The following is a 13,682-nucleotide window of genomic DNA, read 5'->3' as shown; positions in this document are numbered from 1 at the left end:
CTTCCTTATTTTTTATTTTCTTTTATCATGCGCCCATCCCTTACTGTCTAATAAAGGGTGAATAAAACTTACACATAATTAAAAGTTGGAGAAAAAAATTATGTTTGGACCATTCAAACCCGCTCCGCATATTGCGGAACTTCCGGCGGAAAAAATTGATTCCACGTATAGACGCTTACGTTGGCAAGTATTCGCAGGGATCTTCTTTGGTTATGCCGCATACTATTTTGTGCGTGCAAACTTTGACTTAGCACAACCAGGTTTAATTCAAGCAGGTCTTTATACAAAAGCTGAGCTTGGTGTAATCGGTTCTGCAGCTGGTCTTGCTTACGGTTTATCAAAATTCGTAATGGCTGGTATGTCTGACCGTTCTAACCCTCGTGTGTTCCTACCATTTGGTTTATTACTATCTGGTTTATGTATGACCTTAATGGGTCTATTCCCATGGGCAACCTCTGGCATCGCTATCATGTGGGCGATGATCTTCTTAAATGGTTGGTTCCAAGGTATGGGATGGCCTCCATGTGGTCGTACTATGGTGCACTGGTGGTCTAAATCTGAACGCGGTACAATCGTGTCAATTTGGAATACTGCGCACAATATTGGTGGTATGATGCCTGGTGCAATGGTGTTATTAGCAAGTGCCGTATTCTTCAGCACTCACGGCATTGAAGCACAAGCAAAAGACATTTGGCAACAATCCCTCTACTATCCGGGTATTGCAGCAATGATCTGTGCAATTCCAGTTTACTTCGTGATGCGTGATACCCCACAATCTTGTGGTTTACCATCTATCGAAAAATGGCGTAATGACTACCCTGATGACTATAACGAAAAAACTTACGAAAACGATTTAAGCACAAAAGAAATCTTCGTTACTTATGTATTGAAAAACAAATTGTTATGGTACATTGCACTTGCTAACGTGTTCGTATATTTAATCCGCTACGGCGTATTAAAATGGTCTCCGGTTTACTTAAGTGAAGTAAAACACTTCAACATCAAAGGTACCGCATGGGCGTATACAATCTATGAATTAGCAGCGGTTCCAGGTACATTATTATGTGGTTGGGTATCAGATAAAGTATTCAAAGGTAAACGTGGTTTAACTGGTTTCATCTTCATGATCTTAACCACTGCAGCGGTTGTTGCGTACTGGATGAACCCAGCTACACCAGAAGCTGAATTAGCAAACTACAGCGCATGGTATCAAAACCCATACCAATTAACTGACTTCATTTTAATGACTTTAATCGGTTTCTTAATCTATGGTCCTGTAATGTTAATCGGTTTACATGCTCTTGAGTTAGCACCGAAAAAAGCAGCAGGTACTGCAGCAGGTTTCACCGGTTTATTCGGTTACTTAGGTGGTACAGTTTCTGCATCTGCAGTTATCGGTTGGGCAGCTCAACATTACGGATGGGACGGTGGTTTCTACGTAATGATCGGCGGTGGCGTATTAGCGGTGTTATTACTCTTAATCGTAATGGTTGAAGAAGGAAAACACAAAGCGAAATTAGGCGATACTTACGGTACTAAATAATTAGCTTAAAAAAGGCGGCGGGCAAATTGCTTAGTCGCCTTTTTTGTAACTAAAATCTAAAAAACCCATAAAAATTTACCGCACTCTTAAGGAGAAAATGCTTATGAAACTTAAAACTTTAGCGCTTTCTTTATTAGCAGCTGGCGTACTAGCAGGTTGCAGCAGCCATTCATCAAGCATGGCAAACACCCAAATGAAATCAGACAAAATTATTATTGCTCACCGTGGTGCTAGCGGTTATTTACCAGAGCATACTTTAGAATCTAAAGCTCTTGCGTTTGCACAACACGCAGATTATTTAGAGCAAGATTTAGCAATGACTAAAGATGGTCGTTTAGTGGTTATTCACGATCACTTTTTAGATGGCTTGACTGATGTAGCGAAAAAATTCCCACATCGTCACCGTAAAGATGGTCGTTACTATGTCATCGACTTTACCTTAAAAGAAATTCAAAGTTTAGAAATGACAGAAAACTTTGAAACCAAAGATGGCAAACAAGCACAAGTTTATCCTGGTCGTTTCCCACTTTGGAAATCACACTTCAGAATTCACACCTTTGAAGATGAAATTGAATTTATCCAAGGCTTAGAAAAATCTACTGGCAAAAAAGTAGGGATTTATCCAGAAATCAAAGCACCTTGGTTCCACCATCAAAATGGCAAAGATATTGCTGCTGAAACGCTCAAAGTGTTGAAAAAATATGGCTATGATAAGAAAACTGATATGGTTTACTTACAAACTTTCGACTTTAATGAGTTAAAACGTATCAAAACAGAATTACTTCCAAAAATGGGCATGGATTTGAAATTAGTTCAATTAGTGGCTTATACGGATTGGAAAGAAACGCAAGAAAAAGATGCGAAAGGTAAATGGGTAAACTACGATTACGATTGGATGTTTAAACCAGGTGCAATGGCAGAAGTGGTGAAATATGCTGATGGTGTTGGTCCAGGTTGGTATATGTTAGTAGATAAAGAACAATCTAAACCAGGCAACATTGTATACACACCATTAGTAAAAGAGCTTGCTCAATACAAAGTTGAACTTCATCCATACACAGTGCGTAAAGACGCATTACCAGAATTCTTCACAGATGTAAATCAAATGTACGATGCATTATTGAATAAATCAGGTGCAACAGGAGTATTTACTGACTTCCCAGATACTGGCGTGGAATTCTTAAAAGGGAAAAAATAATATCCCTCACAACCGTGGGTAAACATACCCACGGTTAACTAGGTTTCTATATTGTAGAAACTAAAAATCTACTCTAACAGAGTAACATCATAATCAATCTAGGTGTTCTAACCTAGAATTCAAATAAGGAGGCTATTTCAAAACACTCCGTATTCTTTTTTAATAAATTCTTTCCCTTTATTTAGGGAGAACACTCTTCATTTCAACCGCACTTCTAAGGAGTGATCTATGGATAAATCATTAAAAGCTAACTGTATTGGCGAGTTTTTAGGTACAGCCTTATTGATTTTCTTTGGTGTGGGCTGCGTTGCAGCACTAAAAGTAGCAGGCGCTAGTTTTAGCTTGTGGGAAATCAGCATTATGTGGGGGATGGGCGTTGCACTTGCAGTATATGCAACAGCTGGTTTATCTGGTGCACATTTAAACCCAGCAGTAACCATTGCCCTTTGGAAATTTGCTTGCTTTGATGGCAAAAAAGTAATTCCTTACATCATTTCACAAATGCTCGGCGCATTCTTTGCTGCAGCATTAGTTTATGCCTTATACCGCAATGTTTTTATCGATTATGAAACAGCCCACAACATTGTTCGTGGTACACAAGAAAGTTTAAGCCTTGCGGGTACATTCTCCACTTATCCTCATCCAAGTTTAAGCATTGGGGGAGCCTTTGCTGTGGAATTTGTGATTACTGCAATTCTTATGGCATTAATTATGGCATTAACTGACGATGGAAACGGTGTACCTCGTGGTCCACTTGCCCCATTATTAATTGGTGTATTAATCGCAGTTCTTGGTGGTGCTATGGGCCCTTTAACAGGTTTTGCCATGAATCCAGCACGTGACTTCGGACCAAAATTCTTTGCTTATCTCGCTGGCTGGGGCGAACTCGCTCTAACTGGCGGACGAGAAATTCCTTATTTTATCGTTCCAATGGTTGCACCTGTTTTAGGCGCATTAGCTGGTGCATGGTTATACAAAAAAGCAATTGGCGGCAATTTACCTTGTAATTGCGGCTGCGAATAATTATTTGAAGGAGTAATACTATGACAGACAAAAAATATATCATTGCATTAGACCAAGGCACAACAAGCTCTCGCGCAGTATTATTAGATCATAATGCGAATGTGGTTGAAATTGCACAACGTGAATTTACCCAAATCTACCCTCGTGCAGGCTGGGTAGAACATAATCCAATGGAAATTTGGGCAACTCAAAGTTCAACCTTAAACGAAGTCGTTGCAAAAGCAGGCATTACATCTGATGAAATTGCCGCTATCGGTATCACCAACCAACGTGAAACCACCATTGTATGGGAAAAAGCAACAGGTACGCCTGTTTACAACGCTATCGTATGGCAATGCCGCCGTACAGCAGACATTACTGATAAATTAAAAGCCGATGGTCATGAAGAATACATTCGTAATACCACAGGCTTGGTGGTTGACCCTTACTTCTCTGGAACAAAAGTAAAATGGATTTTGGATAACGTTGAAGGTGCTAGAGAAAAAGCAGAACGAGGCGAATTATTATTTGGTACCGTTGATACTTGGCTTGTATGGAAACTGACTCAAGGCCGAGTGCATGTAACAGATTATACCAATGCATCTCGTACCATGTTATTCAACATTCACACTAAACAATGGGACGACAAGATGCTTGAAATCTTGAATATTCCTCGTTCAATGTTACCTGAAGTGCGTAATTCTTCTGAAATTTACGGTCAAACCAATATTGGTGGTAAAGGCGGCGTTCGTATTCCTGTTGCAGGGATTGCTGGTGACCAACAAGCAGCTCTTTACGGACATCTTTGCGTACATGCAGGACAAGCTAAAAACACTTATGGCACAGGCTGCTTTATGTTACTCCACACAGGTAACAAAGCCATTACATCAAAAAATGGACTACTCACAACCATAGCTTGTAATGCAAAAGGCGAACCAGAATATGCCTTAGAAGGCTCTGTATTTATCGCGGGTGCATCAATCCAATGGCTCCGTGATGAACTCAAAATTGTTCACGATAGCTTTGACTCTGAATACTTCGCACAAAAAGTGACTGATAGTAATGGCGTATATGTTGTTCCAGCTTTCACTGGTTTAGGTGCACCATATTGGGATCCATATGCGCGCGGTGCGATTTTTGGTCTTTCTCGCGGCGCAAACCGTAATCATATTGTTCGAGCCACCTTAGAATCTATTGCTTACCAAACCCGTGATGTCTTAGAGGCTATGCAATCAGATTCTGGTGAACGCTTACAATATCTCCGTGTAGATGGTGGCGCGACAAACAATAACTTCTTAATGCAATTCCAAGCTGATATTTTAGATGTAAATGTTGAGCGCCCTGTTGTGAAAGAAGTGACCGCTCTAGGTGCCGCTTATCTTGCTGGTTTAGCAACAGGCTTCTGGAAAGATTTAGACGAGCTTCGCGATAAAGCCCGTGTAGAACGCACATTCAGTCCAGACAGTGACAATGACAAACGCGAACGTCGCTACAAAGGTTGGAAAAAAGCAGTTAAACGCTCATTAGAATGGGCAAAAGAAGATGAAGAATAATTTATAAATTAATTCTCATACAAAAAGAGCGGTCAAAACTTCTTTTATTTTGACCGCTCTTTTATTCTGTATCTGTATAAAAATTATTTTCTAGAGAGAGGTGGAACAAAGGTTAAACCTAAATCCCAAGGTTGCTCAATCCAAGTATTTTGTGGAATATCAATCACGTAATCATCCACTAATTCCGCACCTGCAGGTTTTGCAAATACAGTCACAAATTTTGCATTAGGGTACATTTGACGAATCGCACGCGCTGTATTACCCGTATCAACTAAATCATCTACCACGATAAATCCTTCACCACCATTTGGCACTTGAGCAGCATGAAGAACTTGTAATTCACCTTGATTGTTATGATCGTGATAACTTGCGATACAAACAGTCTCAATATGGCGAAGGCCCAACTCGCGAGCCAAAACGGCTGCTGGAAATAAACCACCACGGCTCACCGCAATAATACCTTTCCATTGAGAAGCCGGAAGTAAACGTTCAGATAATTTGCGGGCATGCATTTGGAACATATCCCAAGTCACCACATATTTTTCGCTCATAATTGCACCTTAGAAATTTATCGATAAATAAAAATTGCGTAAGGATAACCCGAAATGGCGTTTTATGCTATTATTTCATGAAATTTTTCAGTAAAAAGGAGTGACTATGTCTGAAATTACAACACTTAAACCAGCATTACTGTGGAAATGGTTCGATCAAATCTGTGCAATCCCTCACCCTTCTCATCATGAAGATGCGTTAGCTAACTTTATTGTAAATTGGGCGAAAGAAAAGCATTTTTTTGTTGAACGCGATGAAGTGGGAAATGTCCTCATTCGTAAACCCGCAACAAAAGGAATGGAAAATCACACGCCTGTTGTTCTACAAGCGCACTTAGATATGGTGCCACAAGCTAATGAAGGCAATCCACATGATTTTACCAAAGATCCTATTCAACCTTATATTGACGGGGAATGGGTGAAAGCACGAGGCACAACGCTAGGATCTGACAATGGTATCGGTTTGGCCTCTACTTTAGCGGTGTTAGAAAGCAATGATTTAGCTCATCCACCTCTTGAAGTGCTTTTAACAATGACGGAAGAAACTGGTATGGATGGCGCAAAAGGCTTACGTCATAACTGGTTACAATCGGAGATTTTAATCAATACAGATACCGAAGAAATTGGCGAGATTTACATTGGTTGTGCGGGCGGGATTAACGCAAACTTTGAAATTCCAGTTAAATATGAAACCAATACATTTGAGCACAGCGCACAAATCACCCTTAAAGGTTTACGTGGCGGCCACTCTGGCGGCGATATCCATACAGGACGTGCAAATGCAATCAAAGTGTTAGCACGAGTATTAGCAAAACTCTCTCAAAATGAACCGCACTTTGCTCTCTCTGAAATTCGTGGTGGCTCAATTCGTAATGCAATACCTCGAGAAGCTGTAGCCGTATTAGCCTTTAATGGTGATGTAAAAGCCATAGAAAGTGCGGTAGAAAATCTAGCGGTTGTTCTTAAAGAAGAATTAGCAATTGCAGAACCTAATTTCACACTTTTTGTAGAATCAGCAGAAAAAGCCCCTGCCGTATTCACCGCACAAAGTACTCAAACGGTAATTAACGCACTCAACGTATTGCCAAACGGTGTAATCCGCAATAGTGATGTAGTTAAAAATGTTGTAGAAAGCTCATTAAGCGTTGGCGTATTGAAAACAGAAGGAGATGTTGTAAAAAACACCATTTTAGTTCGTTCATTAATTGAAAGCGGTAAATATTACGTAACTGAAATGCTTAGCTCACTTGCAATCTTAGCAAATGCAAAAGTTGAGTTTTCTGCGCCTTATCCGGGCTGGCAACCTGTAAATGATTCAACTATCTTAGACGTTACTCGCAAACATTATGCTGAAGTGCTAGGCGAGCAACCTGTAGTGAAGGTCATTCACGCAGGATTAGAATGTGGTCTTTTAAAGGAACATTATCCACACATAGAAATGATTTCTATCGGGCCAACAATTCGAAATGCTCACTCACCAGATGAGAAAGTGGAAATTGCAACGGTACAAACCTATTGGGATTTATTGACAAGAGTATTAGCGGACATTCCGGCAAAGTAATCGAGTATTAATCGAAAAGAGCGGTCAAAATTAAAAACGGTTTTGACCGCTTTTATTTTTATAAAAAATAGAAATGATAAAAATGAAATATATAGAATTGGCGGAGGGGAATGGGAGTCGAACCCACCCAAGAACGCTGGCGTCCTCAACAGGATTTGAAATCCTGCCACCTCACCGGAGATGACGCCCCTCCGTGGTTGAAATTGCAGTTACTTTAGCGTAAATTAATCAGTAATTCAACGTTATTTTAAACGGATTCAAAAATGACCGCACTTTTTCAACAACTTCCTTCCGTTGACAAAATTCTCAAAACTCCTCAAGGCCTACAACTCATTACCGAATTTGGTCACACTGCTGTCGTGGCAACGTGTCGAGAATTATTAACGCAAGCTCGTCAATTTATTCAAAAAAATAATCAACTTCCTGAATATTTTTCTAATTTTGACCGCTCTTTTATAGAAATTCATTCTCGCCTACAAAAACAAAACCAAGTACAAATCAAAGCGGTGCATAATCTAACTGGTACAGTTTTACACACAAATCTTGGGCGGGCACTTTGGTCTGAAGCAGCACAACAGGCTGCGCTTTCTGCGATGCAAAAAAATGTTTCGCTTGAATATGATTTAGATGAAGGTAAGCGTAGTCATCGCGACAATTACATCAGTGAATTATTATGCAAACTCACAGGTGCTGAAGCAGCCTGTATAGTGAATAACAACGCCGCTGCGGTGTTGTTAATGCTGGCAACCTTTGCTCAAGGTAAAGAAGTTATTATTTCTCGTGGCGAATTAATTGAAATCGGCGGTGCGTTTCGTATTCCAGATATAATGGAACAAGCTGGATGCCATTTAGTGGAAGTGGGTACCACTAATCGTACTCACCTGAAAGATTATCGTAATGCTATCACTGAAAATACGGCTTTTTTAATGAAAGTGCATAGCAGCAATTATCAAATTTGTGGTTTTACCTCTTCAGTTTCAGAAGAAGAGCTTGCGGAACTAGGCCGAGAAATGAATGTGCCTGTTGTAACTGATTTAGGCAGCGGTGCATTAGTTGATTTAAGCCAATATGGCTTACCAAAAGAACCAACTGTGCAAGAAAAAGTCGCACAAGGTGTGGATTTGGTCTCTTTCTCTGGCGATAAATTGCTTGGTGGTGTGCAAGCTGGCATTATTGTGGGTAAAAAAGAATGGATCGAACAATTACAAGCCCATCCTATCAAGCGTGCATTACGTTGCGATAAAGTCATTTTAGCAGGCTTAGAAGCTACATTACGTTTATATTTAAATCCTGAAAAATTAACTGAAAAGCTACCAACTCTGCGATTACTCACGCAGCCATTAGAACAACTCAAAATAAATGCTACGCGTCTCAAAGAACGGTTAGAATCTCGCTTAAATTCACAATTTGAGATTCGAATTGAAGATAGCCAAGCACAAATCGGTAGTGGCTCACAACCGATGGAAAGAATCCCTTCTGTGGCTGTCACTATTGCAGAAAAAACAAACGCAAAACTTTCCGCACTTTCAGCTCGTTTTAAACAACTTTCTCAACCTATTATTGGGCGAATGGAAAACGGAAAAATTTGGCTAGATTTACGTAGCCTCGCGGATATTGAAACATTATTAAATACATTGGATGAACTATGATTATTGTTACTTCAGGTCACGTTGATCACGGCAAAACAGCATTATTAAAAGCATTAACTGGCACAAGTACCGCGCATTTACCAGAAGAAAAAAAACGCGGAATGACCATTGATTTGGGGTATGCCTATCTGCCGTTAGAAAACAAAGTGCTTGGCTTTATTGATGTACCGGGGCACGAAAAATTCTTGTCAAATATGCTGGCTGGTTTAGGTGGTGTGCATTATGCAATGTTAATTGTCGCTGCAGATGAAGGTGTTGCAGCGCAAACAAAAGAACATTTAGCGATATTACGCCAACTTCAATTCCACGAAATTATTGTTGTCATCACAAAAGCAGATCGTACAAATTCAGAGCAAATTGAATCGTTAATCCAAACAATTAAACAAGATTATAGTTTTTTACGCGATGCTAACTACTTCGCTACCTCTGCAGAAACGGGACAAGGCATCAGTGAATTACGTCATTACTTAGCTAATTTGGCAGAATTAGCTGATACTCAAAAACCTTTCCGCTACGCAATAGACCGAGTATTCAGCGTAAAAGGGGCGGGTACCGTTGTGACAGGCACAGCCTTTTCAGGAACAGTGAAAGTCAACGATGAAATTTACCTTTCCACAGGACAGAAAGTTCGTATAAAAGCGATTCACGCACAAAATACATCAAGCGAACAAGGTATTGCTGGACAACGTTTAGCGTTAAATTTAAATGCTGATTTAGACCGCACGCCAATGAAACGAGGCGATTGGTTATTGCAGGATGAACCTCTCCCACCAACAGATCGCATCAGTGTACAAATTTTGGCTGAAGTACCATTAAATGAAAGCCAACCTGTGCATATTTATCACGGCGCGAGTCGCACTACGGGTAAGCTCACCTTATTACAAGGAAAAAATGCCGCTAAAAATGACCGCACTTTGGCTGAAATCATATTAGATTCACCTTTATTCTTGGCTTTCGGAGACAAACTTATTTTACGCAGTGGTGATGCTAAATCGTTAATTGCAGGTGCGCGCGTATTAGAAATTGATTCACCCAAACGCCATAAACGAACAGAGGGGCGATTAAGCTTCTTGGCAAATTTAGCGCTTGCTGAAAATGCAGCCCAACGAATTGCATTCATCCTTCAACATAATGCAATATCAGCTCATAAACTGATGTGGATAGAACAACTCACAAACAAACAACTAGATGATGCACTTACCGAACGTAGCGCTGTTCGCTATCAAGATTGGTGCTTTAATACTAATTACGTACAAGAAAAAACGCAGCAAATTTTAACCGCACTTAATACCTATCACGAGCAACATAATGATCAACTTGGTGTAAGCAAAGCCAGATTATATCGAATGGCGACATTGAATCAGCCAGAAAATCTAATTCATCATTTTATCGATGAAATACTTGATGATGGACGATTACAACAAACGCGAGGCTGGATTCATCTACCAGAGCATAAAATTCAGTTTAATACTGAAGAAAAATCACGTTGGACAGATGTATTAAACGAGTTTGAAAAAGCAAACGGTCAAGCAATTTGGGTGCGAGATATGGCAAATGCGCTCGCTATTGATGAATCAATTATGCGTAATTTTATGTATAAAGCGGGGAAACTTGGTTACCTCACGCCAATCGTAAAAGATAGATTTTTCTTAACTGAAACCATCTATGCTTATGCAAGACTCATCAAACAAATCGCAGAAGAAAAGGGTAAAGTATCCGTAAATGAAGTACGTGATAAATTGAATTTCGGGCGCAAACTTACCGTTCAACTGATGGAATATTTCGACCGAATGGGATTTTTACGTCGCAAAGGCAATGACCATATTCTACGCGATAAGAATGTTTTTGATTTATGATTTAAAAAGGAAAAGAGTATGAAAAAAACGCTCGTTGCTGCATTAATTAGTTCTGTCATATTACTCACAGGCTGCCAAGATAAAGATACTGAAGCAAAAATAAAACAACTAAATCAAACTGTAGAACAACTCAGTGCTGAAAATACCAAATTAAAACAGCAAATAGAAAAAACAGTCCCAGCAATTTTTGTGGAAAATGATGAAATATTTAATCAATCTGAAATTATTAAACATCCTAAATCGAAAGAAGATTACCAGCCTGAAGAAACCAAAATTGAGTATTCAATTTCAACAATAAAAACTAATATTGATTGGCTTAATGATCTATTGTGGAAAAAATTGACTGAAAACGAAGAAATGAAAAATATTTCTCGCGAACAATTTGTAGCACGTTATCAAACAGCTTTTGAGGAAGACAAAAAAGAAGTAAAAGAAACACCATCTTTTGGTATTTCTCATTCCATGTGGACAGATTTTATTGCACAAAAAGAAAAACTTGCAACCTTTGCGATTAGTTTTTATGACTATGAAGGTGGTGCTCATGGGATAGAAGGTAATCGCTATTTCACGATTGATCTAACTACACGCCATATTTTGACATTAAATGATTTATTTAATGAAAAAGATTTACCGAAAGTAAAAACGCTTTTATGGGAGCAATATAATAATAGCAATAAGGAATATGAACCTGTTATTGGAGCCGATAGTTTTAATTTATCGAAAAATATTTACTTAGATTCAAGAGGTGTACATTTTATTTATGATGTTTATGAAATAGCCCCTTACGCAGCAGGAGAGCAGGATTTGTTGCTCTATTTTGGGCAACTAGAAGAATTATTTAAACCAGAATTTAAGCGAAGTAACTATGTAAAATTTCTTTAAGGAAACAAACAAAAAGTGCGGTGAAAATTCACCGCACTTTTTTATTACCGTCTTGTTTTCAAGAGTTTTTCAGTCAATTCATAAGCTCGAAGTTTTGCTAACTCTTTAGAAAGTTTCGCAACCAGTAAATCATGATCTACATCTGATGCATGAGATACGATGTTTTCTTCAGCTTTACGTTTTGCTTCGCGAATACGATCAGCATCTAATTCACTACCACGGATAGCAACATCTGCTAGTACCGTAACAATATTTGGTTGAACCTCTAAAAAACCACCGGAAACATAGATAACTTCTTCATTTCCATCTTGAAGGGTAAATTTAACAATCCCTGGCTTAATTGCCGTTAGCAATGGAGTGTGTCCAGGGAGAATGCCTAATTCCCCCTCAACACCTGTTGCTTGGATTTGTTTTACTTCACCTTCAAAGATTTTTCGCTCTGCGCTTACTATTGTTAAATTAAATGTCGCCATTTTTGTTCTCCTTCAAATGACTTGAAGTGATTACATATTTTTGGCTTTTTCTAGCGCTTCGTCGATTGAACCTACCATATAGAACGCTTGTTCTGGGATATGGTCGTAATCACCGCTTAAAATACCTTTAAAGCCGCGAATAGTTTCTTTTAATGGAACATATTTACCTGGAGTACCATTAAATACTTCAGCAACGAAGAACGGTTGTGATAAGAAACGTTCAATTTTACGTGCACGTGCTACCACTAATTTATCTTCTTCAGATAATTCATCCATACCAAGAATTGCGATAATATCTTTCAATTCTTTATAACGTTGTAAAATACCTTGTACACCACGAGCAATATCATAATGTTCTTGGCCAACAACAAGTGGGTCTAACTGACGTGAAGTTGAATCTAATGGATCAACCGCTGGGTAGATACCTAAAGATGCAATTTGACGACTTAATACAACTGTTGAGTCTAAGTGTGCGAAAGTTGTTGCTGGAGATGGGTCAGTTAAGTCATCCGCAGGTACATATACCGCTTGTACAGATGTAATAGAACCTGTTTTGGTTGAAGTGATACGTTCTTGTAACACACCCATTTCTTCAGCAAGAGTTGGTTGGTAACCTACCGCAGATGGCATACGACCTAATAACGCAGATACTTCCGTACCAGCAAGGGTATAACGATAGATATTATCCACGAAGAATAATACATCACGACCTTCATCGCGGAATTTTTCTGCCATGGTTAAACCAGTTAACGCAACACGTAAACGGTTACCTGGTGGCTCATTCATCTGACCATAAACCAAAGATACTTTATCTAATACGTTAGAATCTTTCATTTCATGATAGAAGTCGTTACCTTCACGAGTACGTTCACCTACACCCGCAAATACGGAGTAACCTGAGTGCTCGATCGCGATGTTACGGATTAATTCCATCATGTTAACGGTTTTACCTACACCCGCACCACCGAATAGACCAACTTTACCACCTTTTGCGAATGGACAAATTAAGTCGATAACTTTGATACCAGTCTCTAATAATTCCGTACTGTTTGATTGTTCTTCATAGCTTGGTGCAGAACGATGGATAGCCCAACGCTCTTCTTCACCGATTGGACCTTGTTCGTCAATTGGTTCACCCAATACATTCATGATACGACCAAGGGTTTTTGTGCCTACCGGTACTTGAATCGGATCATTCGTGTTTTCTACTTTTAAACCACGTTTTAAACCGTCAGAAGCACCTAATGCGATACAACGTACCACACCGCCACCTAATTGTTGTTGCACCTCAAGTGTTAAACCTGATTCAACTTTTAATGCATCGTAAACTTTTGGCACTGCATCTTGTGGAAATTCAACGTCAATCACCGCACCGATGATTTGTACAATTTTTCCTGCTGACATTACCGTTCCT

The 13,682-nt window shown here is 39.3% G+C and carries 11 protein-coding genes and 1 tRNA gene; 8 read left to right on the top strand and 4 right to left on the bottom strand.

The annotated features are described in order from the left end of the window. Positions 1–100 precede the first annotated feature (100 nt). The 4 genes from glpT (at position 101) to glpK (ending at position 5,296) form a co-directional block, all read left to right on the top strand. A complete protein-coding gene (gene glpT / locus A8M50_RS08510; RefSeq protein WP_005644150.1) occupies positions 101–1,543 on the top strand; it encodes a glycerol-3-phosphate transporter in 1,443 nt (480 codons plus the stop codon). A 103-nt stretch (positions 1,544–1,646) separates the two neighbouring features. Then, positions 1,647–2,741: a glycerophosphodiester phosphodiesterase gene (gene glpQ, locus A8M50_RS08505; RefSeq protein ID WP_005626929.1), complete on the top strand. Its 1,095-nt coding sequence runs from the start codon at positions 1,647–1,649 to the stop codon at positions 2,739–2,741. 228 nt (positions 2,742–2,969) lie between these two features. Next, the gene (locus tag A8M50_RS08500) at positions 2,970–3,764 is read left to right on the top strand and encodes an MIP/aquaporin family protein (protein ID WP_005644040.1); all 795 of its coding nucleotides are present in this window, start codon (positions 2,970–2,972) and stop codon (positions 3,762–3,764) included. Between the two features lie 20 nt (positions 3,765–3,784). Further along, positions 3,785–5,296 carry a glycerol kinase GlpK gene (glpK, locus tag A8M50_RS08495; RefSeq protein WP_005644218.1) on the top strand — a complete coding sequence of 504 codons (1,512 nt, stop codon included), beginning with the start codon at positions 3,785–3,787 and terminating at the stop codon, positions 5,294–5,296. An 83-nt stretch (positions 5,297–5,379) separates the two neighbouring features. On the opposite strand, the gene gpt is transcribed toward glpK, so the two are convergent. Further along, a complete protein-coding gene (gpt, locus tag A8M50_RS08490) occupies positions 5,380–5,847 on the bottom strand; it encodes a xanthine phosphoribosyltransferase (protein WP_005632242.1) in 468 nt (155 codons plus the stop codon). Between the two features lie 106 nt (positions 5,848–5,953). Here gpt and A8M50_RS08485 point away from each other — a divergent pair, with 106 nt between their 5' ends. Continuing rightward, entirely contained in the window at positions 5,954–7,408 is a 1,455-nt protein-coding gene (locus A8M50_RS08485; RefSeq protein ID WP_005644232.1) for an aminoacyl-histidine dipeptidase, read from the top strand. 98 nt (positions 7,409–7,506) lie between these two features. On the opposite strand, the gene A8M50_RS08480 is transcribed toward A8M50_RS08485, so the two are convergent. Continuing rightward, a tRNA-Sec gene (locus A8M50_RS08480) sits at positions 7,507–7,601 on the bottom strand. Between the two features lie 70 nt (positions 7,602–7,671). Between A8M50_RS08480 and selA the strand changes: the two genes are divergently transcribed. The 3 genes from selA to A8M50_RS08465 are packed head-to-tail and all read left to right on the top strand — an operon-like array spanning position 7,672 to position 11,795. Then, entirely contained in the window at positions 7,672–9,057 is a 1,386-nt protein-coding gene (selA, locus tag A8M50_RS08475; RefSeq protein WP_005644050.1) for an L-seryl-tRNA(Sec) selenium transferase, read from the top strand. After that, complete coding sequence (selB, locus tag A8M50_RS08470; RefSeq protein WP_005644095.1) at positions 9,054–10,913, top strand: selenocysteine-specific translation elongation factor; 1,860 nt, start codon at positions 9,054–9,056, stop codon at positions 10,911–10,913. The genes selA and selB overlap by 4 nt, the downstream gene beginning before the upstream one ends. Before the next feature lie 18 nt (positions 10,914–10,931). Continuing rightward, positions 10,932–11,795, top strand: a complete 864-nt coding sequence (locus A8M50_RS08465) for a DUF3298 domain-containing protein (protein ID WP_005644229.1) — start codon at positions 10,932–10,934, stop codon at positions 11,793–11,795. A gap of 44 nt (positions 11,796–11,839) precedes the next feature. Here A8M50_RS08465 and A8M50_RS08460 read toward each other — a convergent pair whose 3' ends face one another. Then, positions 11,840–12,268: a F0F1 ATP synthase subunit epsilon gene (locus tag A8M50_RS08460; RefSeq protein ID WP_005629232.1), complete on the bottom strand. Its 429-nt coding sequence runs from the start codon at positions 12,266–12,268 to the stop codon at positions 11,840–11,842. Between the two features lie 30 nt (positions 12,269–12,298). Further along, positions 12,299–13,672: a F0F1 ATP synthase subunit beta gene (atpD, locus tag A8M50_RS08455; RefSeq protein ID WP_005629235.1), complete on the bottom strand. Its 1,374-nt coding sequence runs from the start codon at positions 13,670–13,672 to the stop codon at positions 12,299–12,301. Positions 13,673–13,682: the final 10 nt, after the last annotated feature.

Source organism: Haemophilus haemolyticus, assembly GCF_001679045.1.
Lineage (GTDB): Bacteria > Pseudomonadota > Gammaproteobacteria > Enterobacterales > Pasteurellaceae > Haemophilus > Haemophilus haemolyticus.
Note: the sequence above shows the minus strand (reverse complement) of the source record. Positions and strands in the feature narration are given on the sequence as shown.